Genomic DNA, 24,750 nt, shown 5'->3' on the forward strand with positions numbered 1-24,750 from the left:
AAAAGCATTAGAAGTATTAAAGATGGTTCACCTTAGCCGCTATGTAGATTCGTATCCTCATCAGTTATCAGGAGGCATGAAGCAAAGGGTTGCTATCGCTAGAGCTCTAGTCATGGAACCAGATATTTTATTAATGGATGAGCCATTCTCGGCACTAGATGAACAGACAAGAATGGTGTTACATAAAGAGCTTATAGAAATTTGGAGAAAAACAAAAGTAACGATTTTCTTTATTACTCATAATATTCGAGAAGCTGTTCAACTTTCAGAAAAGGTTGTTGTCTTTGCTACTCGTCCAGGGAAAATCAAAGACATTATTTCGGTTCCATCGATGAAAGACGGGGTCATGCCCGATAGTGTTACATTACATACGGAGCAGAAAGTTTTGAGTATTTTACAGGAGGAAATCGAAAAAGTATTGAAGGAGGAAATGGGAGATGACTACAGCTTTAAGACGGATCCTGTTCATCGCAATGATAGCGGTGATATGGGAAGTCACATCTAGACTTTCAAGCCTTCCTGATTTTATGTTTCCAGGCCTTCTTCAGGTATTAGATACATTGGTTAACGGTATAATAAGCGGACAAATTACGGAAGCTATTTTAAAAAGTATAGGACGGATTTTACTTGGGTTTACGATAGCTATTGTTATCGGTCTTATTCTAGGTTATTTTATTTGGCGCTACAAGCTTGTGGAAGATACGCTCGGCTTTGTTGTAACAGCTCTGCAGTCCATTCCAAGTATTGTTTGGTTTCCGCTTGCGATTATTTGGTTTGGATTAAATGATTTTTCCATTCTTTTTATCGTAACGATTGGGGCTACTTGGACGATGACAGTCAATGCTACAAGCGGCTTCAAAAATGTTCCGCAGCTGTATCAACGAGTTGCTAAAACATATGGATCAAGCGGTTTTCATTTTTTACGTACGGTCATTTTGCCGGCTTCCGTACCGCAAATCATTTCTGGTTTACGTATTGCTTGGGCCTTTTCTTGGCGCGCCTTAATGGCAGGGGAGCTGCTTGGCGGAGGCGGCGGTCTTGGTCAACTATTAGAAATGGGCCGATCACTTGGTCAAATGGATTTAGTTATTTCGGTTATGATTATTATTGCTATTATCGGAACAATTGTAGACAATGTTGTATTTTCTCGCTTAGAACGCAATGTTCAATTAAAGTGGGGAGTTAGTTCACGCTAGTTTGTAGAAGTTACTTATTTAAAAAAAGGAGAAAAGAAGATGAAAAAGTTATTGTTTACACTCATTGCTTCTATACTATTTATTGGTATATTAAGCGGTTGTGCACAATCTGATCAAAAAGAAGAAAAGGCAGAAAAAGGATCTGATGAAAAAACGGTTAAGATTGGTTACTTCCCGAACTTAACGCATATCGCGACAATTGTAGCGCTTGAAAAAGGATATTTTGAGGAAGCATTCGGTAAAGATGTGAAAATTGAAACAAAAACAGTTAGCAATGGCGGATTATTTATGGAAGCGATGGCTACAAAAGCAATCGATGTTGGTACAGTTGGTCCTGGACCGCTGCTTAACTTTTATGTGAAAAATCCAAACTATCATTTGATTTCTGGAGCAGTCAATGGCGGGGCTGTGCTTGTTGCAAGTGAAGCAAGCGATATTAAAGATCTAAAAGATTTAGACGGTAAAAAAGTAGCGATTCCGGTTATTGGGAGCACGCAAGATGTAATGCTTAGAAAAGCGCTTCAAGAGGTGGATTTAAAACCAACAACAAATGGTGGTTCAGTAGAATTATTTGCGTCAGCTCCTGCAGATACGGTTTCTCTTTTCGTTCAAAAATCAGTGGATGCGGCAGCTACTCAGGAACCATGGGGCTATGTGTTAGAAAATCAAGCAGGTGGTAAGCTGCTTTTAGATTGGGATGAATTCGCATGGGGCAAAGATTCTACGAATACAGTAGTGGCTGCTAGCAAGGAGTTTTTAGAGAAAGACGGTCTTGCTGCTTCTTATTTGAAAGCTCATAAAAAAGCGGTAGAATTTATTCAAAACAACCCTGAAGAAAGCCAAGAAGTTGTTATTAAGCATTTGAAAGATTTAACAGGTAAAGAGTTGAAGAAAGAAGAAGTAGAAGCGGCGTTCTCCCGCTTAGAAGTAACGACAGATGTGAATGAAAAAGTAATTCAAGAAATGGCGGATATTAGCAAAGAAGCAAACTATATCCCAAGCAATGATATTAAAGGCTTGATTGACCTTACAGTTCTTAAAGAAATAAAATAATAAAAAGTGAACTCCGATACGATTATGTATCGGAGTTTTTTGATGATGTGTGAGATGTTACAGTACAAAAAAGTACACGCTCATAAAGTGGGCTAAGCTGCCTAACAGAATAAAAATATGGAAAATCTCATGAAACCCCCAGTTTTTAAAAGTAAGCCATTTTGGCTTAAGCGCATAAATCAAGCCGCCTATCGTATAAATACACCCTCCGATTATTAATAGAAGCACTCCTTGAAAGCTTAAGACCGAAGATAATGGAACAATGACAAAAATAATCATCCAACCCATGGCAATATATAGGGCAGTAGAGAGCCAGCGAGGGCAATTAAACCAAATCATTTTAAAAGAAATTCCGCATAGGGCAATGGAAGAGATAATGAAAAATAATGCCCATCCTGTTACTCCGCGCAAACTGATTAAGCAAAATGGAATATATGTTCCAGCAATCAAAATAAAAATCATGGAATGATCTAGTTTTCTTAAAAAAGCAATCACTCTTTCTTTCGCAATAACCATGTGATACGCAGCGGATGCAGAATACAGAAGAATCATGCTTAAGCCAAATAGGATGACAGCGGTAATTGTCAGGGGAGATCCTCCTGTAGAGGCTGCTTTGATGACTAGTGCCAGCAAGCCAATAAAAGCTAAAACTGCTCCAGCTAAATGGGTAAATCCATTAATAGGTTCTCGGATATATTGATTCATAATATGGATGCTCCTCTATATAGTTTTTATAACTACTTAGTATATTATATGTATGTCAATATGTAGTCAAGGTTTACGAAGTGTTTTTTATGGGATAAAATAATAGCTATACAATAAATATAGGTGGTTTTTGGATGAAAAACATACAGGATATTTTAAATCAGCTAGAACTGGAAAGTCATATTTCTTTAAATGACATTCCAGAAATTGATTTATATATGGACCAAGTGATTCAATTATTTGAGAATAAATTTAATGGGACGAAAAGAAATGAAGAAGAAAAAGTTCTGACAAAAACAATGGTTAACAACTATGCGAAAGGAAAATTATTTTTTCCAATTAAGAATAAAAAGTATTCTAAAGAACATCTGATTTTAATCAGTCTTATTTATCAATTGAAAGGGGCTCTATCTATTAATGATATTAAAGAGCTGCTTGAAGGCTTAAATCGGAAGGTTGTGGAGGAAGAGTTCCGGTTAGATGACTTTTATAATAGTGTTCTTACTGTGAATACGAAAAATGTTGAGAATTTTTATGAAGAGATAAAGGAGCATATCCAGGATGTAAAAGAGGAAATGCAAGCGCTAGAAGATAGTGATCGGTCCTATTTGGAGCAGGTTTTATTGATTGCTTCACTTGTTCAGATGAGCAATGTATATCGAAGAACAGCAGAAAAATTAGTTGATGAAATTATTGGAGGAAAAGAAGTTAAGTGAGAGTAGGGAATGATGAGATGATGAAAAATAATGAGTAAGGCTACATAGTTATCCTATTTCTTATGTATTGAGGTGAGCGTTTCTTGTGACTAATAAATTTCAGTTATCGTGGATTTTCATTTTAAGCATTGTATTCTTGATTGGATTTAGTATGATGGCATTGTTGTTCAGTCAAAATGAAGTTACGGCATTTGATCGTGCAATCATTGCCTTTGTTCAAGGGCTAGAATCGCCATATTTAACAGCAGTTATGAAATTTTTTACGTTTATCGGATCATTCAAGGCAATTATTGTTATTTCTCTGTTCACGATGGCACTTTTATATGCAGTATTGAAGCATCGAATAGAGCTTATTTTATTTATTGTCGTGCTTGTTGGTACGCCTATTTTAAATCGTCTCTTAAAAGAGTTTTTTCAACGAGCCCGCCCGGATTTGCATCGGTTGATTGAAATTGGAGGGTACAGCTTTCCAAGTGGACATGCGATGAATGCAGCGTCTATGTATGGTATTCTTGCTTTTTTACTATGGCGTCATATTCCTACTAGATGGGGACGAAGCTTGTTGATTATCTTTAGCAGTGCCATGATTGTTACAATTGGAATAAGCCGAATCTATCTAGGTGTGCATTATCCTAGTGATATTATTGCTGGATACTTGGCGAGTGGCTGCTGGCTTGCGATTGCAATCGCCGTTTTTCAAAGATACCAAGAAAAGAGGAGTTCTTTTAGAATTGACCAGAATTCGGCGTGAATTCGACATAAATTGGTGGGACTCCAAAACAAACTATTAGTTAAGAAATAAAAAAGAAACCCATAAGACAGCAACTTATGGGTTTCCTTTTTTATTTTAGATTCGATTTCTCCAGTACTCCAACAGCTAATTCATAAAAATATTGTGAAGCTGGGAAGAGCGCTGTATCATCTATTTTGAATTTTGGGTGGTGTAAGTCATATGGGCCGCCGGAGCCAATCATGACGAAGACACCTGGAACTTTTTCTTGGTATAAAGCGAAGTCTTCGCCGATAGAGCTAGCTTCGAGCGTTTTCGTAGTATACCCTGTTTTATCTCCTATTTCAAGGGCGAAATCGGCCCATTCCGGTGTATTATCAACGGATGGCGGTCCTGGATGCCATATGAATTCAACGTTTGCATCAAATGTGGCCCCAATACCATGTAACACTTGCCGCATACGCTTTTCAATAAATGCTCGTTCCGTTCTACTAAATGTACGAACCGTTCCTTCTAAATAAGCGGAATCCGGGATCACATTCCATGTATTTCCGCTATGTATTTGCGTAATACTGAGCACAGCTGCTTCGCGTGGTGCGACGTTTCGGCTAATAATCGTTTGAAGCGTCGAAATGATGTGACCCGTAATAATAATCGGGTCATTTCCTTCTTCTGGTTTTGCTGCATGTGCCCCCGTTGCTGTTACCCGTATTTCAAAACGGTCCACAGCAGCTGTTAATACCCCATGTTTTGTTCCTAGCTCTCCTACTTGTAAAGTTGGATCATTATGAAGTCCAAATATCGCATCGACATCGTCCAATGCACCTGTTTCTAAAATTGCTTTCGCACCATGAGATGTTTCTTCAGCTGGCTGGAAGATGAAGCGGATGGTTCCTGCTAACTTTTCTTCTGCTTGCTTTAATAAAAAAGCGGCTCCTAATATAACAGATGTATGAAAATCATGTCCGCATGCATGCATAACTCCTTTGTTTGTAGATGGGAACGCGACATCCGCCTGTTCTAAAATCGGAAGTGCGTCAATATCAGCACGAAGCGCAATAGTTGGGCCGGGTTTGCTGCCTTTAATTTCGGCAACGACTCCAGTTTTCAGTGGTAAATCCAGAATGGTAATATTTTGGGACTTTAGTGCTTCTTTAATTTTTTGAGTCGTTTCGTATTCTTCATTTGATAACTCTGGATTCATATGAAGGTCACGTTTGAATTCTACTAAATATTTTTCTAATTCTGTATCGTTTATAGCCAACGATTTTCCCTCTCCTTCAATGAAAATATGTATAAGTCCATTTCTTCCTTAATGTAAATATTATGGTAAGCATCTGAAAGAAGTCAATGCAGAAGTAGCTTCTTATACATATTTCTCGAATTTCTATCTATTTCATAATTGTCCCTGCTTTTTACATAATCCCTTTCCATAATGGAGAAAATGACTTTGACATCATTTGGACGTTATAGGTTGTAATGTTTCGTTTGAAAGGGGGAGAAGGTATGCTTTTTCGACGTTCTAAACGGAAAAAAATAAATAAACATCAACAAATGGAGGAAGAGAAAAGTCCATTATCCTCCGATTTGAACAAAAATATCGAAAAGATTCGTTTACTATACGAAGATTGTTCGGATGTCGTCTTTCGTTCTTTTTTAATTGGCGGCAAAGTAAAAGCAGAATTAATCTACATTGATGGATTATCGAACATGGAAGAGATGGATACAAGTGTTCTTTCCCCTTTAATGAAGAAGATGGAGGAGAAACGAAGTAACTTGTCTAACTGGATGGAAGAGAAACTATCGGTTGCCAAGATAACAGAAGTAGAAACAGTGGAGGAATGTATTGAACACACTTTAATGGGCAACCCCATTCTACTAGTTGAACATGAAAGTAAAGGACTCGCTTTAGGGCTGGCTCGATCGGAAAAACGTGCAGTTGAAGAACCAGCTTCTGAATCCGTTGTGAAAGGCTCACGTGAAGGTTTTGTTGAAACAATTAGTGTAAATATATCATTAATCCGAAGAAGACTCAAAGATTCGCAATTAAAAATGAAATCAATGAAGATTGGACGTAGAAGCCAAACGGAAGTGGCTATCGTGTATATGAAGGGGCTCGCGAATGAAACATTGCTTGAAGAAGTGAATAATCGATTACAGAGAATTGATATTGATGGCGTATTAGAAAGCCAATATATCGAGGAATTAATAGAGGATCATCCCTCTTCTCCCTTTCCGCAGATTTTAAGCACAGAACGGCCCGACGCGTGTGCTGCTAGTTTATTGGAAGGGAAAGTCGTAATTCTTGTAGATGGTACTCCTTTTGCGATGATCGCTCCTACAACACTTTTGTCTTTATTGCAAGCTAGTGAAGATTACTATCAACGCTTTGTGCTAAGTACAGCGATTAGATGGCTGCGTTATGGTTATGTCCTATTATCTTTGTTACTACCGTCTCTATATGTGGCTGTGCTAAGTTTTCATCAGGAAATGATACCAACAAAGCTTCTGATGAGTATAGCGACAACACGAGAAAATGTTCCTTTTCCTGCCATTGTGGAAGCGTTAATTATGGAAATTACGTTCGAGGCATTACGAGAAGCAGGGGTAAGGTTGCCGAAGCAAATTGGTTCGGCTGTTAGTATTGTCGGTGCTTTAGTTATCGGACAAGCGGCGATTCAGGCTGGGATTGTGTCACCTCCGATGGTCATGGTCGTAGCTTTAACAGGGATTGCCTCTTTTACAATCCCCCGATACAACTTAGGAGCTACCTTAAGGATATTGCGCTTTCCGATGATGTTCCTTGCTGGTACATTGGGCATTTTAGGTGTGATGTTAGGACTTCTTATAATTCTTACACACTTATGTACGTTGCGTTCTTTTGGTGTTCCTTACCTTTCACCAATGGCCCCATGGAATAAGAGTGATATGAAAGATTTCCTCATACGAGCTCCTTGGTGGCAATTATCCAAGCGTCCTCATTTAACTGGAGAGTTTAATGAATATCGCCAAGGCCCTAATCAAAAACCTGGCCCTAGAAAGGGAGGAGAGTGACGTGCTGGAACATGGGAAAATATCGGCGGTACAAATGGGAATGATGATCTACTCTGCCATTGTCACAACAGCCATTCTTTATTTGCCAGCTTCTATCTATGACTATGCAGGAAAAGATTTGTGGTTGTCTCCTATCTTATCTGCCATTTTAGGTTGTATTCCGGTATATGTCGTATATCAATTACATCGTCTTTACCCAGGAGATAGTATTATCCAATACAGTTGTTCCATTGTTGGGAAGATTGGTGGAAAACTGATTGGGGCAATTATTTTGCTTTTTATTTTATTTATATCCAACCAAGCGCTTTGGCAGTATGGGGAGTTTGTCAGCAGCTATTTTCTTCCGCAGACGCCGCAAGTCGTTTTACTTGGCACGATGGCCTTTGTCAGTAGTTTAGCTGTATATGGAGGGGTGGAAGTGATGGGAAGACTGTCAGATTTACTTACTCCTGTCTTGCTTCTTATGTTTTTGACAATTATTATCCTTCTTCTTCCGGATGCACAAGTAAAGCATATGCATCCTATTTTGGGAAATGGGGTTACTCCGGTTTTGAAGGGAGCTTATTTTTCTAACTTTTGGTTTTGTGAGTCCCTATTCATCACTTTCTTTCTTCCTTTTTTAAAAGACCCGGAAAAAGGTAGGAAATGGGGGATTGTTTCCGTATTGTTATTGTTAGTAATAGTGGTCAGTACGAATTTGATTTCTCTTTTAGTATTAGGAAGTGCAACAGGAAGCTTTAATGCCCCATTAATGAATGCTGTTCAGTATATTAGTATAGCTGAGTTTCTATCCCATCTTGAAGCAACTGTGATGGCTTTTTGGATTACGGGTGCCTTCGTTAAAATGTCTGTATTTTATTATGTGTTGGCATTAGGCACGGCACAGTGGTTTAACCTTTCTGATTATCGTCCGCTTGTGCTTCCAATCGTTTTTCTATCGGTGGTCTTAGCCGTCTGGCAAGTACCGAATGTGTCGGCTTTCTTCGTGTATAGCCAAACAATAAACTCTGCAGTAGGACCTATTTTATTTACAATGATTCCTCTCTTCCTTTTGCTGATTGCTTTCTTACGGAAAAACAAGAAGCAAGAAAAACAGGTGGAACAGCAGCAATGAGAATGATGTTATATCTTATAGGGTTAACCTGTACGTTTCTACTAACAGGATGTTGGGATCGAGCCGAGGTGAATGATGTGGCTTTAATCAAAGGTGTTGGCGTTGATCGAATAGACGATAACACAATTGAAGTAACGGTTGAAATATCAGTTCCACAAGCGCTGGGTCAAGGTGGAGGCCAAGGTCAAGGAGGCGGTGGGTTAACACAAGTAGCAGCTAGATCTGGCAAGGGGAAGACAGTTCCTGACGCGTTAGAGAAACTTCAGGAACAAATGCCAAGGAAAATATTTTGGGGACATTCAGAAGTCATTATTATAAATGAAAAGTTAGCGAAGGAAGGCATTCGTGACTCCATTGATTATTTTATACGTGATCCAAGGCCGCGTAATCGCGCGTATGTATTTGTGGCGAAAGAGAGTGCCAAAGAGATACTTTCTCTTAAAACGCAATTATATAGTCCTTCTGAAGTACTTTGGGATATGGCTGAATCACAGACTTTGATGCATGTGACTTTAGTTGATTTACTTCAAAGGCTTGTAAGCGGCGATGTATTCATTCCAATGGTGCATAAATTACCACCACCAAAAGGGAAGAAATCAAATGAAACGATTGCTTATATTTACCGCACCGCCATTTTTAAAAAGGACAAAATGATTGGTTCTATTGATGATGAGTTGACACGAGGTGTGAAATGGATCCAAAATGACGTGAAAGACTCTCAGATTACGTTATTGCCAGAAGGCGCACAAGGATATATATCCATGACTCTCCGTGAGGCAGACGTAAAGCTTGTCCCTAAAATAAAAGGAGATAAGTGGGAAATAACGATTAAGACTAGAACAACAGAAGAGATTGTCTTAAATGAAACGAATATACAAGTTAAGTCACCAAAAGAGATAAATTCTTTAGAAAAACAACTAGTTAAACAATTGGAAGGACGTTTAAAGAGAGCGGTAAAAAAAGTACAAAAAGAACAAAAAGCTGATATTTTGGGATTTGGAGAAGCTTTTGAACGGAAGTATCCGAAGGAATGGCGAGAAGCGAAAGATAAATGGGATGAAATCTATCCACAAGTAGAAGTCAAATATGACATTGAGACAACTATTTTGAGAATTGGGGCAGGAACGGCAACAGAAGTGAGGTGAAAAATATTGAAATGGTTATTTGCACTAGGGATTACTTTTTTAGTAGCATGCATGATTTTGTACGAATGGCCAAAAATGAAACAGAATCAGAAAAAAGAAAAAAAGGTTTTTATTGTATTGGTCACTTTTGAATGGCTATTTTCTCTAATCTTTTTGTTTTACCCTGATTTGAAAAATCCGTCTGATTTTCTGTTGCCGATGGTTGATAAGATGCAAAAAATATTGAAGTAATAATTGACTTTGTTTACTTGGCTCCCCTTCGCGGGAGGACAAGACTTGAATAAGAGTCGGTAAAACGTTCAATGTGTAGACATTGTTTGTTTTGCTGGCTCTTTTTGTTCTGGTAGAAGTGTTTTCTTCCCATTTAGGATATTAGTCTATATACTAAATATTAGGAATATTTACAACGATAGAAAGGAAGGGATTCGATGGTTTATACAATTGAGGAATTGTTTATCGGACAAATTGCCCGTTTGCAACGAACATTTTCTGAAGCCGACGTAAGAGCTTGCAATGAATTAACGAAAGATTATAGTCCAGTATACAGGTCGAGTGAAGAGAACTGGGAAAATTATTATCCTCAACCCATTGTTCCTGGTTTGTTAACAGAAGGATTAATTAACCAAGTAATTAGCGATAAACTGCCTGGCATTGCTTGTATTTTACTGCAAAAGGAATTGGTTTTTTATCATCCTGTATTTGTTGGAGATGTGATTACGGCTGAATTAGAGATTATTGATATTAATGTAGAACGGAATTGGGTCACTCAAAAAGTTACTTGTTACAATGAGGTTGGAAATGAAGTGATTAAGGGACAGGTCGTCATTTTTTTATTATCCAATAAGAATTGACAGGTGATAATCATGAAGAAAACACTTAATTTAATCGACCCAATTGATGAATGGGGTTCCTTGAAAGTAGATGCTAATGGTCGTCTCGTTGACGTTAGTCCGGAATTTTGTGAGAACTTTTCGATAAACAAACAGAATTGGCTCGGAGCATCAATTAATGACATCATTCAAGGTACATTTAGCAGAAAGCATACGAAAGTCCTGTTTGGTGTTATTTTTGGATATTCTTGTTTAATTAGAGTTTCTAAAGTCAATGAGTATCAGCTTTACCGAGTCATCGTGCGGCAAGATGATATCGACCATGTTGAAATGATTTCATTTATGAATTCAATGGATTCTTCTAAAATGAAGAAAAAATCCTCTTTTCAGAATCGATATAGCTTTGAGGAGATTATGGGAGAAAGTCCCGCAATCGAGCAAATTAAAGAATTATCAGCTCGGATTGCGACAAGTAATTCAACCGTATTATTAACGGGAGAAAGCGGAACGGGAAAAGAATTATTTGCCCAAGCTATTCATGGATTAAGCTCGAGAAAAAACAACCCTTTCGTTGCTGTAAACTGTGCGGCGATTCCAGATGAATTGTTTGAATCAGAGGTGTTCGGATATGAAGCAGGAGCGTTTAGCGGTGCTAAAAAGGAAGGAAAGCCTGGAAAAATAGAATTAGCTCATCACGGCACGCTCTTTTTGGATGAAATATCGGAGCTTCCTTACCAAGCGCAAGGAAAGTTATTGCGTGTATTGCAGGAAAGAGAAGTAGAACGATTAGGAGGAACCGCTAATAAAAATGTCGATATCCGAATTATTGCTGCGACGAATCGAGATTTGAAAACGCTCGTTCAAGAAGGGAAGTTTAGACAGGATTTATTTTATCGATTGTACATTTTTGAATTAAAAATCCCTTCTCTTCGTCAAAGGAAGGAAGACATTCTTCCGTTAGCTTATTATTTCATCAATTATTTTAATGAGATGCTAGGGCGTCAAGTGAAATTTATTGATGTCAAGCTTCAGGAATGGCTGGTAAATTATGAATGGCCAGGGAATGTAAGAGAATTAAAAGCGTATATAGAACGGGGAATGAATATTGTTGAAGGGGATACAATCACGATGGAAGCTTTATATTTTTCACCTAGTGGATCGGCTCCTCAACGAGAAAGAGAATCGGCTCCTCTTCTCAGTTTAGAAGAAGCGGTAGCAAATGCAGAAATCGATGCGATTCAACGTGCTCTTCAAGAAGCGAAAGGCGACCGGACTGTAGCTGCTCAAAAACTACATATACATGTCGCTAGCCTTTACCGAAAACTATCAAAATATAATTTAAAATAATAGAATTTAGAACGTGGGGCTGTCTAAAAATGGACAGCCCCCACTCTTTTTTTGTTCGATTCTGTCTTTCAAGCCCCTGGTGAGGGACATTTTCCTGGCTGGATTATTCGATTTTTTCTTTTAACACAAATGATCTGAGAAGAATAATTGTTCAACTAAATGGGAGGCCTTCCTGAAAGTCATTTTCATGATTTTTGGGAAGGCCTCATTTTTTATAGGCGAGCAAAGGGAGGTATTTTTGCAAATATGCTTCGCAATATTGCGAAACTATCTCATTTTTGCGAATGGATGTGACGAGATATGTGCTTTTACTAGTAAATTCCAATTGGCACGATACTTGCATAATTAATATAGGCAAAGGGAGGGATTATCAATGTTGAATTTTTCATTTACAGAAGAGCAGGAATATTTTCGCAAGATGCTGCAAGAATTTGCGAAGGAGGAGCTGCTGCCTCATTACACGAAGTGGGACCGAGAAGGAATTACTCCAAGGCATTTGTGGAAGAAGCTAGGGGAGTTAGGCGTAAATGGTCTCAGAATTCCTGTTGAGTATGGGGGGAGCGGTGCTGACTGCGTTACGACAGGAATTGCTGCAGAGGAAATTGGCAGAGGGGATTTCAATCTAACATATGCGGTTATGCTAAATGCGCTGATTGGAGAAATTATTAATAACCATGCTCGCGAGGAGTTAAAACGAGAATGGCTTCCGCAAATCGCTAGCGGTGAAAAGATTGTGGGGATTGCAATCACGGAGCCAGCTGCAGGAACAGATGCTGGTGGAATTAAAACAACGGCCGTACATAAAGGAAATGTATATGTCCTAAATGGAGAAAAGTCAGGAATTAGCGTAGCAACGTGTGGAGATGCGTTTATTATCTTCGCTAAAACAGACCCTGAGTTAGGCAACCGTGGGATTAGTGCTTTTATTGTACCGGCTGATTTACCTGGAGTGGAATGCAAAGGGTATGAAGATATGGGGAATATTCCAGTTGGCAGGGGCTCGATCTACTTAAACGATGTAGAGGTTCCAGAGGAATACTTAATTGGTCTTGAAAATAAAGGTTTTTCCCAAGTTATGAATGGATTTGATTTAAGTCGTTTGTTAATAGGACTACAGTGTGTGGGGGCTGCTTCTCAAAGTATTGATGAGACGATTGAACATGTAAAAGCTAGACAGTCCTTTGGTAAGCCGCTTGCAACCTACCAAGGTATTCAGTTTCCGCTTGTGACTCATTATACGCAATTAGAGCTTATTAAATGGCAGGCATATCGCGGACTTTGGCTTCGTGATCAAGGATTAAAGCATAGTAAAGAGTCCTCTTCTGTTAAATGGCTAGGTCCGAAATATAGTGTAGAGGCTATTCATGAATGTTTATTATTTAACGGTCACTATGGTTATACGAAGGAAATGCCGCATGAGCAGCGCTTGCGTGATGTAATTGGATTAGAAATTGGAGACGGAACAGCTCAAGCGAATATGATGGTTATCGCCAAAGATATTATTGGGAAAGAGTTCCGTTCTTATTAAGCTAGAGAGCTGTATTGTATAAAAATAATAGATTGCTATTTTATCGGTTACATTGCGAGAATTCAAAGCACGTTTAAGATGATGGAAATAATTAAAGGACAAATGAGTCTAAAACTATTATAGCGATGGAGGTCAATAATATGGAATTAACAGATATCTTATATGAAAAAACGAATGGGATTGCCAAAATTACAATTAACCGTCCGCAGGTTTACAATGCTTTTCGAGCAAGAACAATCCAGGAATTAATTTGGTCTTTCCGTGACGCATGGGATGATAACCGCGTTGGGGTTGTTATTTTAACGGGAGCAGGCGAAAAGGCATTCTGTGTCGGTGGAGATCAAAAAGAAAAAGGCGATGAAGGTGGATATGATTATTCCGGCGGTTTAGGAGGTGGTATCGGTCTAGAGGTGGAGAATCTGCACCAAACTATTCGAAACATTCCGAAGCCAGTTATTGCAGCGGTAAATGGATTCGCGATTGGCGGAGGACATGTACTTCATGTCATTTGTGATTTAACGATTGCGGCGGAAACAGCAAAATTTGGTCAAAGCGGACCTAAAGTAGGAAGCTATGATGCCGGGTTTGGCTCAGCTTATTTAGCTAGAGTTGTTGGGGAAAAGAAAGCGCGAGAAATTTGGTATTTATGTGAACAATATTCTGCACAAGAAGCAAAAGAAATGGGTCTTGTGAACAAAATTGTTCCTGCAGAGCAACTGCAGCAAGCAGCAGAAGAGTGGGCTGAAAAGATTCTTGAAAAGAGTCCAACAGCGCTGAAAATGCTTAAATATTCCTTTAATGCAGATAGTGCAAACATCCAAGGAATTTCACAGTTATCAATGGGCAGTCTGGCTATGTTTTACAACACACCAGAATCGGAAGAAGGCAAGAATGCTTTTCTTGAAAAACGGCCAGTAGATTTCAAAAAATTTAGACAGTAAAAAGGGGGATGGAATTTAGTGAAACTAGATACGCTGTTGAATCAGGAATATGTGGAGAAGTACCAGTCTATTTGGCCGAATCGAACAATCTTAGATTACTTAAATGAGGCAATCGCAAATCATCCGGACAAGGTGGCAATTATTGATAAGAAGAGCCGCTATACGTATAGAGAAGTTGGAAAGCTAGTGGATCGAGTCGCCTTAGGTTTGCTGAAAATAGGTTTGGGAAAGGGAGATGTTATTTCGATTCAATTGCCTAACTGGAATGAATTCGTCATCCTTCATTATGCGGCTACTCGAATAGGAGCTATTACAAACCCCCTTATTCCAATTTATCGTGATCGTGAAATTGGCTATATGGTAGGTATGGTTGAATCGAAAATGATAGTTGTTCCAGATAAATTCCGAGGCTTCGATTACCCAGCCATGATAGAAAGGCTTAGCCACCAATGGCCGGCAATGGAACATGTCTACGTGCAAGGGGAGAATATTCCAAGCGGAATGAAATCTTTAGCCACGCTGTTTGAAGAACCGTGGGAAGAGCGTATGGATGTAAAAGTGTTAGATGAAATCGAGCATAATCCGAATGATGTGACAGAGATTATTTTCACTTCTGGAACGACTGGAAATCCGAAAGGGGTTATGCATACACACAATACACTTTGTGTTTCAACGAATTATTGGATTGAACGTTTACGTTTAACCTCTGATGATGTGATGCATATGGCTTCTACTTTTGCACATCAAACTGGATTTGGCTATGGGGTACGACTACCGACTCATTATGCAGGAACGGCGGTTTATCAGGATATTTGGAATCCAAACGAATTTTTAGAGTTAGTAGAGAAAGAGGGAATTACATTTACTGCAGGTGCAACACCATTCCTTGAAGATACGATTCGATTAGAAGGGATTGGAAACTATAATCTTAGCACATTGCGTGCATTTGTTGCGCTAGGGGCCCCGATTCCAAGGCAGCTAGTTAAAGAGGCAAATGAAAAGGTACCATGCAAAATTTTAGCTGGTTGGGGGCAGTCGGAAAACGGTCTTGTGACTTTGACGAAGCTTGATGATTCAGAGGAAAAATTAACAGGTACAGACGGTGTTCCTTTTTCCGGAATGGAAGTCAAAGTGGTGGATATGAATGGTGAAATATGTCCGCCGCATCAAGAGGGAGCTTTACTATCGAGGGGGCCTGCGCAGTTCGTCGGCTATTTAAAACGGATGGATGACACACTTGCCGAGCATCAGGATGGCTGGTTTATTACAGGGGATCGTGCTGTGATGGATGAAGATGGATATATTCGTATATCTGGTCGTAATAAAGATGTAATCATCCGAGGCGGTGAGAATATCCCTGTTGCCTATGTGGAAAATGTTCTTTATGAACATCCGGATATTTCTATCGTGCAAATTATTGCGATGCCTGATCGAAGACTTCAAGAGAAGGCTTGCGCATTCATTAGCATGAAGCAAGGCAAAACACCATTAACTTTACAAACTATGCGTGAATTCCTTGAGCAAAAAGGGATAGCCAAGCAGTATTGGCCAGAACATGTAGAAGTTATTGATGAATTTCCACGAACACCAAGCGGAAAAATTAAGAAATTTCGTCTAAGAGAAATGATTAGTGAACAGATTAGCGGCCAAGTGTAAAAAGTAAATCGAAAAAATAGATTAAGTGGAGGGGAAGTTATGAGTAAACGAGTTGCTTTTATAACAGGAGCAGGTAGAGGAATGGGAAGGGAGATTGCTAGAACGCTAGCTTCCAAATCTATGAATATTGTTGTTACAGATGTAAATTTAGAAAACGCACAAGAAACGGTTTCTATTTTAAAAGAAGAAGGAGCAGAAGCCGTTGCTGTGTATTGCGATGTAACGAAGTTAGAAAGTGTTCAGGAAGCAGTCGCAACAGCACTTACTCATTTTGAAAAGATTGATGTATTGGTCAATAATGCAGGATGGGATAAGGTGGAACCGTTTTTAAAAAGTGAACCAAGTACATGGAAAGCAATTATTGATATTAATTTAATGGGGCAAATTCATACATGTAAAGAAATTTTGCCAGTCATGGTTGAAAACGGTTACGGAAAAGTCATTAATATTTCCTCTGACTCAGCGAGAGTTGGCTCAAGTGGAGAAGCCGTTTACTCGGCTGCAAAAGGTGGGATCGTAGCCTTTACGAAAACATTGGCTAGGGAAATGGCAAGACATAAACTAAATGTCAATTGTATTGCACCAGGACCAGCTGACACACCGCTATTTAAGGAAATCGGCGAAACGAATGAAAAGCTTGTAGCGTCTTTAGAAAAAGCTATTCCGTTCAGACGTTTAGCTCAACCTAGTGATATTGCTAATGCTGTGGCGTTCTTGGCCTCTGATGAAGCAGAATATATTACGGGTCAAACACTTTCAGTGAGCGGCGGATTAACAATGGTGTAAGAATTTCATAAGAATGAGGCTGAATTAAAAATAGGAGATTGGCATGATTTTCTGTGGATTTGGCAGGATTATAAGTCAAATTGGCATGATTTCTCATGAATTTAGCACGATTATAAGCTAAATTCGCATGATTCTACTTTTAAGACAGCCTCGTTCTATTTTTAGAAGGAGGTTATTCGATGAATAGTAGTTTACAAGGGAAAAATGTCTTAATTACCGGTGCTGCAAAAGGAATTGGTCGAGGAATTGCGTTAGCGGCTGCTAGTGAAGGGGCGAATGTTGCGTTACATTACCGTGGATCTGAAGCAGAGGCTATGAAAACAGCGAAAGAAATCGAAGAACTTGGGGGGAAAGTAACTCTCGTACAAGGTGATCTTGCGCGTTTAGAAGATATTAAGAGAATAAAAGAAACGCTTGATGAGAAGTTTGGCCATGTGGATTGTATTGTTAACAACGCTGGCTGGGCGCAAGTAAAATCGTTCTTTCAATATGAACCGGAAGAATGGAAACGTGAAGTAGATATTTGTTTTTATGGTGTATTGAATTTAGTACATACGTTTATGCCTGTGATGATGGAGAACAATCAGGGGAAGTTTATTAATATTGTCGGAGATTCCGCAAGAACAGGGGATCGAAATTTAATTGTTTCAGCAGCTGCTAGAGGGGGAGCAATCAGCTTTTTAAAGTCACTAGCAATCGAAGCCGGTCGAAACAACGTGCAATGTAACACGGTTTCACTTGGACTCATTGACCAAGGTGAATTGAATTTTAATGAAGCAACACTTGCGAAGGTGGTCAAGCAGTATCCGCTCAAAAGACTTGGAAAAGTGGATGATGTAACGGGAATTATTTTATTTTTATTATCAGAATCAGCGGATTGGATTACTGGCCAGGTCATATCGGTAAATGGCGGGCATAGTATGTTGGGTTAATGAGTGCATGAATAAGGAAAAGATGCGGCATACACTTCTGTTGTTTGGTAGGGATGGATGATTGGACCATACCAAAGAATGAAGTGTTTTTTTTCTGCGTTTACATAGAATTTATACTTCTTTACACATTTTAGTCGGCCGTTTATGGTAATATTTAATATGGGACTATTTTATTAATTTTCCAATGATAGGGGATGTGTATGTGGAATTCTTCACAAAGTGGGCGTTTAAGAATAAAGCTGCTGTTTCGTTAGTCACTGTTTTTATCCTATTAATTGGGATGTTCAGCTATTTTAAACTGCCTATGGAATTTTTACCTTCCGCTGATAATCCACAAGTGACGATTGTCACAATGGGTCAGGGGACGGATGCAAAAACAATGGAAACGACCGTAACAGATCCGATTGAAAGGGCTGTTACAGGATTAAGAGGAAAGACCTCTGTCTATTCTGTGACGGGGGACGGCTTTTCAAAAGTTGATTTGTTCTTTGAAGCAGGATCGGATATGAAACAAGCAAAGCTGGATGTCCAAGAAGCTTTAGGGAATGTAGCTCTGCCTCAACATATGTCAAAGCCTACAGTTACCCAGCTTAATACATCGATGATTCCGATTTCATTTATCGCTGTAACATTTAAAGATGGATTAACAGCGGAAAACTTAGATTTTGTTCAGGAGGAGCTCGAGCCTTTATATAAGGATATTAAAGGAGTTTCCGATGTTCAAACATTTGGTGCTGCGGAGTCCGTTCTTTCCGTTAAAGTGAACAATAAACAATTAGCGAAAAAGAACGTATCGATTGAACAGATTATGGGAGTTCTGAACGGGCAAAATACGGCTCTAGCTGTTGGAGAAAACGTCATTGACGGGAAGACAAGTAATATTAAAGTAATTGGAGATGTAACAAGCGTTGCCAAGCTAAAAGCACTAAGGGTCAAACCAAGAGTTACGCTCGGTCAAGTGGCGGAGGTTGAAGAAGTAAAAAACGACAATCTTATTAGTCGATTTAATGGAGAAGACAGCATTGATATGAGCATTGTTAAGGACAGTCAGTCAAATGCTGTAACCATTAGCCGTGAAGTAGAAAAGATCACAAAAGAAATTAATGACAAGTACCCTGATCAGCAATCGACGATTTATTTATCTACCGCTGATATGGTAGAGACGTCTGTTCAGACGATGGTGAAAGAAGTATTGCTTGGTGCATTGTTTGCTACGATTGTGATTATGGTCTTTTTACGAAACGCACGCTCCACTTTTATTACAATCGTTTCGATTCCACTGTCCCTTGGTTTAACCCTCTTCTTGTTATCCTTATCGGGTGTAACCTTAAATATTTTAACACTGGGCGGTGTCGCTGTAGCAATTGGTCGCTTAGTGGATGATAGCATTGTTGTTATTGAGAATATTTTCCGAAAAATGCAGCAGGAGAAGTTTTCGCTTCAATTAGTGATGGATGCTACGAAAGAAGTAGGTGTGGCGATTACAGCTTCCACTCTTACAACTGTCGCTGTTTTCTTGCCAGTTGCTTTATTGAATGGAGGGCTTCAAGAGTTCCTGCTGCCTTTTGCTTTAACGGTTACGTATTCTTTACTTGCTTCGTTACTTGTCGCGTTAACGGTTGTTCCGCTTATGAGTGCAGGACTGCTAAGGAAAACGAAGCTTCCAAAACACCGACCGGCCAAGCGTTTTACAAAGGTTGTGACGTGGTCATTGAATCATAAATGGGTTGTCCTTCTGATTTCCTTCTTATTGTTTATCAGTTCTATTGCTACATACTTTGCGATGCCTAAAGGAGCGGTGGACAATTCGACAGCTGATTATGTATCAGCAACGCTCGCTTATCCAAATGATCAGCCATTTGATGAAGTAAAAGATAAAGCGATTGAACTCGAAGAAACGATTCAAGATATGAATGAAGTCGATGATGTGTTTATGCAATTAGGAGTCTCCGCTGAAGCCGCTCAATATGGTGCGGTGACATCACCTACAGAGGCGACTTTTGGTATTCTATTAAAAGATAAAGAACAGATTGACACAATCTTAGAAAAAATCGAGCAGCAAAAAGAGCATTATCCTGATGCGAAGCTTGAAGCGAGTGCCGCTTCCTTTATGATGGGAGCAGGGCAAACGGATATTACGATCGATGTAATCGGGAATAATGTGAAAGAGCTCGAAGGAACAGCTAATCAAATTAAAGAGCAAATTCAAGATATTGAAGGTGTAGAAGAAGTTACAACGAATCAAGATGAAAAGAAAACTATCTACTCATTCAAGGTCAATTCATCTAGAGGAAATACAGAGCAAATTGCTCAACAACTCGGTGTAATGCTGAATAGAACGCCTATCGGCCATATTACGCTGGATGAACAGTTAACACCTGTGTACCTTGAACCAATCTTAAATCCGAAAACACCAGAGGATTTAAAGGCTATTCCGGTTATGACAGCGTCTGGTCTAATGCCTGTATCAAAAGTTGCTTCATTAAAGAGTGAAGAAAGTACAACGAATCTGTTTCATAAAGACGGTGAAACATATCTTCAAGTAACAGCAACAGTTGATCCAGCTAAACTCTCTGATATTGCAAGCAAAGTAAATGTTGAGATATTTGGAGATAAAGAGAATAAAGGTCTCGATATTCCGAAAGATGTAGAGGTGTATGTTGGAGGAGCAAGCGTACAGCAAGCCGATGATTTTACTGATTTGTTTGTTACGATGTTCATTTCGATTGGTATTGTTTTTCTGATTATGGTGATTACATTTAAGTCCATGAGAGCGCCGATTGCGATTCTATTTTCATTGCCGTTCGCTGCGATTGGTGCCGTTTTAGGACTGGTAATTAGTCGTATTCCAGTCGATATGACAGCACTTTTAGGGGCGCTTATGTTAATTGGTATTGTCGTGACAAATGCAATTGTCTTGTTAGACCGAGTGAAACAAAATGAACAACATATGATTATTCGTGATGCGATTGTTGAAGCGTCAGCAATAAGATTCCGTCCAATTGTGATGACAGCTGTAGCCACGATTTGTGCGATGCTGCCTCTTTTATATAAAAAAGCGGAAACAGGAAGCTTAGTTTCGCAAAGCTTAGCCATCGTTGTTATTGGCGGTTTAGCTGTTTCTACATTGCTCACGCTCATTGTTATTCCATGTATATATGAATTGTTATATTTTAAAAAGTCGAAAAAACAAAGAAGGAAAGCGAAAGTCTTTGCTGAAGAACGTGTTGATATGTAAAGCAGGTAAAAAAGTTTGTAGAGAAATTTGTCTCTACAAACTTTTTTTATAGAATTGCAAAAATGTTAAGAGTTTCTAAAGTTTTTAAAGTTATAGTGACGAAATTTTCTTTTTATTCGATAATATAGAAAAATAAAAGTTATACATAAAAGAAGGAGCGTATATGGAAGAGACGGTGAAGCGTTCTAACAAGAAAAGAACGAAAAAGTATAGAAAACTTAAGCTTTTTGCATTAGTTATATTATTGATCCCTTTAGGACTGCTTAGTTATGGGTATTTTCAGTATTATGATGCGAAAACAAAAGCGGAAAGTGCACTCGGTTCTGCTCATAAAAAAGAAGAAATAGAATTTAATGGGGAGAAACATGAACAAGATAAAGTTCATATTTTATTAATCGGAGTGGATAAAAGAAAAGGACAAGTGCAATCCAATTCCGATACGATTATGATTGCTCAGTTTGATTCGAAAAATCAAAAAGTGAAACTAGTTACATTAATGAGAGATATGTATGTTCCGATTCCAGGCTATAGCGATTCTTACAAACTCAATGCAGCTAATTTCTTAGGCGGTCCTGAGTTAGTTAGAAAAACGATCAAAGAAAACTTTGGAATTGATACAGAGTATTTTGTGATGGTTGATTTTAAGGGATTTGAAACGATTATCGATACATTAAACCCCGATGGTATAGAAATTGATGTAGAAAAGTCCATGAGTAAGGGGATTGGAGTTAGTTTAGTCGAAGGAACACAGAAATTAAATGGGAAAGAACTGCTTGGATATGCTCGTTATAGACAGGATAGCGAATCAGATTTTGGCAGAACGAGACGTCAGCAACAAGTGATAAAAGTATTATTGGATGAAGTCGTGAGTACAAACGGAATCTCAAATGCTCCAAGATTACTAGGGGCTGTCCAACCGTATATTTCTACTAATATTAGCAGTGTGGATAGCTTAAGTTTAATTAAAGAAGTGTTATCTAACCGGCCTGAATCTGTAGACACTTTAACGATTCCAGTTCAAGGTTCGTACACCGATGAACGAGTTGAGGGGAAAAATGGCGGTCATAGTCAGCTTGTGCTGCAAATCGATGAAGCGGTCAATCGTCAAGCACTGCATGATTTTCTGCTGAATGAATCAGATGATAAGGTCGCTCAATCTCACTAATTATAGCGTGTGAATTGGAAATCACATATTTGTTTGGTAATATTTATTTTAAAGCAGTTAGTTTTACATCTTCATTATGTTTATCCGACATTTAACGGGCAGTAAGCCTCACATCTCAAGTTTATGAGGAGACAAGGAAGATAGGTAAGCTTTCACCAATCAGGTTTATACGGTCACTTTATAAGGAGTGTTGAAAAAATGGATGTTATTACAGCGATTAAAACGAGAAGAAGTATCGGAGTTGTGAAGCCAGATCCAGTACCAAAAGAATCAGTTGAAGCTATTTTAGAAGCGGGAACATGGGCCCCTTGTCATCATCGAACAGAACCGTGGCGTTTTTTCGTTTTAACAGGCGATGGTCGAAATCGTTTAGGAAACCTTTTCGCTCAAATGACACAAGCAAAAATGGAGGAACCTCTAAGTGAGGAAGACCAAAAAAGATTAGAGCGTGAGAAAAATAAGCCGTCGCGAGCACCTGTGATTATTACAGTAGCGGTCGAACCTTCAGATCAGAGTAAAGTGCTTCTTCAAGAGGAATTTGCTGCGGTGCATGCGGCTGTTCAAAATATGCTGCTAACGGCACACGCTTTAGGATTAGGAGCGGTTTGGAGAACAGGTGATATTTGTTATGCACCGGAAGTGAAGGAGTTTTTTGGACTTACAGGAAAATCAGAAGTCGTTGGCTTTCTGTACATCGGCTATTCCGATATACAGAAGGAATTAAAAGGGAAGAGAAAGCATTTTTCGGAAGTGACACAGTGGATAGATTGAATGATGGAAAAAACCTAAATGTGAAATAGGCGTTTAGGTTTTTTCTGTTCTATTTTCACGAGAGAATTATTTCAATATTTCAATATTAATGGACACTTGTTATAATAGATGAAACGTATGATAAAGGAGTAGAGTTTAGAATGACGAGTAATAGTGTAGAAAGTAAAGGATACTTTGGAGAGTTTGGCGGCAGCTATATACCAGAAAATCTTCAAAAAGTAATGGATGTAATAGAAGAACAATTTTTGAAATATAAGGATGATCCACAGTTTTTAGCTGAATATCAATATTATTTAAAAGAATATATCGGTCGTGAAAATCCATTAACATATGCGAAAAATTTAACCGAACAAATTGGCGGGGCGAAAATCTATTTAAAACGTGAAGATTTAAATCATACAGGTGCTCATAAGATTAATAATGCAATCGGCCAAATTTTATTAGCGAAAAAGATGGGAGCTAAACGTGTGATCGCTGAGACAGGTGCAGGTCAACACGGAGTGGCTACCGCTACCGCTTGTGCGATGTTTGGCTTGGAATGTGTTATTTATATGGGGAAAGTCGATACGGAACGACAAGCACTAAATGTATTTCGAATGGAATTACTAGGTGCTAAAGTTGTAGCAGTCGATAAGGGACAAGGTCGCTTGAAAGAAGCGGTCGATGAAGCGTTAAATGATTTAGTTCAAAACTACGAAAATACGTTTTATTTATTAGGATCAGCTGTAGGACCTCACCCATATCCAACGATGGTGAAGCATTTCCAAGCGGTCATTAGTGAAGAGTCTAAACGCCAAATTCTTGAAAAAGAAGGAAAGTTACCGACCGCTATCGTAGCATGTGCAGGCGGAGGAAGCAATGCCATTGGTTCATTCGCTCATTATATTGATGAACCAAACGTTCGTTTAATCGGTTGTGAACCAGCAGAAGCACCAAGTATTTCAGAAGGTGTTCCAGCGGTTATACATGGTTTTAAATGTTTAACGTTGTTAGATGAAGAAGGAAATCCGAAGCCTACTTTCTCGATTGCAGCAGGATTAGATTATCCGGGTGTAGGTCCAGAACATAGTTATTTAAAAGTAAGCGGTCGAGGGGAATATGTAACGGTTACAGGGCAGGAAGCATTAGATGCATTCCAGCTTCTTTCTAAAACGGAGGGAATTATTCCAGCGTTAGAAAGTTCTCATGCTGTTGCTCATGCGATTAAATTAGCGAAAGAATTGTCAAGTGATGATGTGATTGTCGTAACGTTATCAGGTCGTGGTGATAAAGACGTGGAGCAAGTATTCCGCATGCTGCAAAAGTAAAGAAAGTACGAGATAAGACTCTTGCCATATCGGTGAGAGTCTTATTTTTTTTAGAAAGAACCGTTTCCCATAAAATAAGACAAAATTCAACAGTGTCGTATCACCTAGTTTTTTTTTCATAGTTCAACAGGAAATAAATGGCGTTTTATTTTATTTGTAACGTTATTGTAATATTAGATCTATTTAATGGTAATTAAGGGTTTTTAGTTCATTTTCATCGTTAATTTAGGCTTATGTTTGCATGGGTTTTGTCATAATATAGGTTTTTTTAGCTACCTAACGTGAAGAAATAAGTCGAAAAATAGGATTTTGTGTTTAAAATGAAATATAAATGTAATACGAATAACACCACTTTGATAAATTATGATGTTATACTTCAATGTAGGAAAAAGTTATTTTATTATGTATATTAATCCATTACAAACTTACATATGAGACTAATACATTAAGAACATATAAAAATTTCTAGGCTATTTATAATAAATAAGATTCATAGAATGCCAAGGATCTGTTACTAGATAGCTAGGGAAGAAAGC

Annotated in this window: 22 protein-coding genes; 20 read left to right on the plus strand and 2 right to left on the minus strand. The window is 38.7% G+C overall.

Going from position 1 to position 24,750, the window contains the following annotated elements:
• From V7068_RS17745 to V7068_RS17755, 3 genes are all read left to right on the plus strand, one after another.
• A partial coding sequence (locus V7068_RS17745; RefSeq protein WP_499713882.1) for an ABC transporter ATP-binding protein occupies window positions 1-505 on the plus strand: 505 nt, incomplete at its 5' end.
• Window positions 438-1,196, plus strand: a complete 759-nt coding sequence (locus V7068_RS17750; RefSeq protein WP_402918718.1) for an ABC transporter permease — start codon at window positions 438-440, stop codon at window positions 1,194-1,196. The genes V7068_RS17745 and V7068_RS17750, both read left to right, overlap by 68 nt.
• Window positions 1,197-1,235: 39 nt before the next feature.
• Window positions 1,236-2,249 carry an aliphatic sulfonate ABC transporter substrate-binding protein gene (locus V7068_RS17755; protein ID WP_499713883.1) on the plus strand — a complete coding sequence of 338 codons (1,014 nt, stop codon included), beginning with the start codon at window positions 1,236-1,238 and terminating at the stop codon, window positions 2,247-2,249.
• A 57-nt stretch (window positions 2,250-2,306) separates the two neighbouring features.
• On the opposite strand, the gene trhA is transcribed toward V7068_RS17755, so the two are convergent.
• Complete coding sequence (gene trhA, locus V7068_RS17760; protein ID WP_499713884.1) at window positions 2,307-2,954, minus strand: PAQR family membrane homeostasis protein TrhA; 648 nt, start codon at window positions 2,952-2,954, stop codon at window positions 2,307-2,309.
• A gap of 134 nt (window positions 2,955-3,088) precedes the next feature.
• Between trhA and V7068_RS17765 the strand changes: the two genes are divergently transcribed.
• Both V7068_RS17765 and V7068_RS17770 read left to right on the plus strand, forming a co-directional pair.
• Window positions 3,089-3,670, plus strand: coding sequence for a DUF1836 domain-containing protein (locus V7068_RS17765; protein ID WP_252283240.1), 582 nt, complete (start codon window positions 3,089-3,091; stop codon window positions 3,668-3,670).
• 85 nt (window positions 3,671-3,755) lie between these two features.
• Window positions 3,756-4,421, plus strand: coding sequence for a phosphatase PAP2 family protein (locus V7068_RS17770; protein WP_499713885.1), 666 nt, complete (start codon window positions 3,756-3,758; stop codon window positions 4,419-4,421).
• Window positions 4,422-4,512: 91 nt separating this feature from the next.
• Here the strand turns inward: V7068_RS17770 and V7068_RS17775 are convergent, their stop codons facing one another.
• Complete coding sequence (locus V7068_RS17775; protein ID WP_499713886.1) at window positions 4,513-5,664, minus strand: amidohydrolase; 1,152 nt, start codon at window positions 5,662-5,664, stop codon at window positions 4,513-4,515.
• A gap of 242 nt (window positions 5,665-5,906) precedes the next feature.
• Here V7068_RS17775 and V7068_RS17780 point away from each other — a divergent pair, with 242 nt between their 5' ends.
• The 15 genes from V7068_RS17780 (at window position 5,907) to trpB (ending at window position 24,214) form a co-directional block, all read left to right on the plus strand.
• On the plus strand, window positions 5,907-7,454 hold the full coding sequence (locus V7068_RS17780) for a spore germination protein (protein WP_499713887.1): 1,548 nt from the start codon (window positions 5,907-5,909) through the stop codon (window positions 7,452-7,454).
• A 1-nt stretch (window position 7,455) separates the two neighbouring features.
• Entirely contained in the window at window positions 7,456-8,568 is a 1,113-nt protein-coding gene (locus V7068_RS17785; protein ID WP_499713888.1) for a GerAB/ArcD/ProY family transporter, read from the plus strand.
• A complete protein-coding gene (locus tag V7068_RS17790; protein ID WP_499713889.1) occupies window positions 8,565-9,713 on the plus strand; it encodes a Ger(x)C family spore germination protein in 1,149 nt (382 codons plus the stop codon). Before V7068_RS17785 ends, V7068_RS17790 begins: the two co-directional genes overlap by 4 nt.
• Window positions 9,714-9,719: 6 nt before the next feature.
• Window positions 9,720-9,944, plus strand: coding sequence for a hypothetical protein (locus V7068_RS17795; RefSeq protein WP_499713890.1), 225 nt, complete (start codon window positions 9,720-9,722; stop codon window positions 9,942-9,944).
• 197 nt (window positions 9,945-10,141) lie between these two features.
• Window positions 10,142-10,564, plus strand: a complete 423-nt coding sequence (locus V7068_RS17800; protein WP_499713891.1) for a MaoC/PaaZ C-terminal domain-containing protein — start codon at window positions 10,142-10,144, stop codon at window positions 10,562-10,564.
• Window positions 10,565-10,576: 12 nt separating this feature from the next.
• A complete protein-coding gene (locus V7068_RS17805; RefSeq protein ID WP_499713892.1) occupies window positions 10,577-11,890 on the plus strand; it encodes a sigma-54 interaction domain-containing protein in 1,314 nt (437 codons plus the stop codon).
• 373 nt (window positions 11,891-12,263) lie between these two features.
• The gene (locus V7068_RS17810) at window positions 12,264-13,418 is read left to right on the plus strand and encodes an acyl-CoA dehydrogenase family protein (RefSeq protein WP_180319822.1); all 1,155 of its coding nucleotides are present in this window, start codon (window positions 12,264-12,266) and stop codon (window positions 13,416-13,418) included.
• Window positions 13,419-13,558: 140 nt separating this feature from the next.
• Window positions 13,559-14,359, plus strand: a complete 801-nt coding sequence (gene menB, locus V7068_RS17815; protein WP_119118765.1) for a 1,4-dihydroxy-2-naphthoyl-CoA synthase — start codon at window positions 13,559-13,561, stop codon at window positions 14,357-14,359.
• 18 nt (window positions 14,360-14,377) lie between these two features.
• Entirely contained in the window at window positions 14,378-16,015 is a 1,638-nt protein-coding gene (locus V7068_RS17820) for an AMP-binding protein (protein ID WP_499713893.1), read from the plus strand.
• Between the two features lie 39 nt (window positions 16,016-16,054).
• Entirely contained in the window at window positions 16,055-16,801 is a 747-nt protein-coding gene (locus V7068_RS17825; protein ID WP_252293915.1) for an SDR family NAD(P)-dependent oxidoreductase, read from the plus strand.
• A gap of 179 nt (window positions 16,802-16,980) precedes the next feature.
• Window positions 16,981-17,733 carry an SDR family NAD(P)-dependent oxidoreductase gene (locus tag V7068_RS17830; RefSeq protein WP_499713894.1) on the plus strand — a complete coding sequence of 251 codons (753 nt, stop codon included), beginning with the start codon at window positions 16,981-16,983 and terminating at the stop codon, window positions 17,731-17,733.
• Window positions 17,734-17,935: 202 nt separating this feature from the next.
• Window positions 17,936-20,971, plus strand: a complete 3,036-nt coding sequence (locus V7068_RS17835) for an efflux RND transporter permease subunit (protein ID WP_499713895.1) — start codon at window positions 17,936-17,938, stop codon at window positions 20,969-20,971.
• Between the two features lie 163 nt (window positions 20,972-21,134).
• Window positions 21,135-22,136, plus strand: coding sequence for an LCP family protein (locus tag V7068_RS17840; protein ID WP_499713896.1), 1,002 nt, complete (start codon window positions 21,135-21,137; stop codon window positions 22,134-22,136).
• Window positions 22,137-22,334: 198 nt separating this feature from the next.
• Window positions 22,335-22,907: a nitroreductase family protein gene (locus V7068_RS17845; protein ID WP_499713897.1), complete on the plus strand. Its 573-nt coding sequence runs from the start codon at window positions 22,335-22,337 to the stop codon at window positions 22,905-22,907.
• A 140-nt stretch (window positions 22,908-23,047) separates the two neighbouring features.
• The gene (gene trpB, locus V7068_RS17850) at window positions 23,048-24,214 is read left to right on the plus strand and encodes a tryptophan synthase subunit beta (protein ID WP_375348213.1); all 1,167 of its coding nucleotides are present in this window, start codon (window positions 23,048-23,050) and stop codon (window positions 24,212-24,214) included.
• Window positions 24,215-24,750: the final 536 nt, after the last annotated feature.

Source organism: Bacillus sp. JJ634, assembly GCF_036962285.1.
Classification (GTDB): Bacteria; Bacillota; Bacilli; order Bacillales; family DSM-1321; genus Peribacillus; species Peribacillus asahii_A.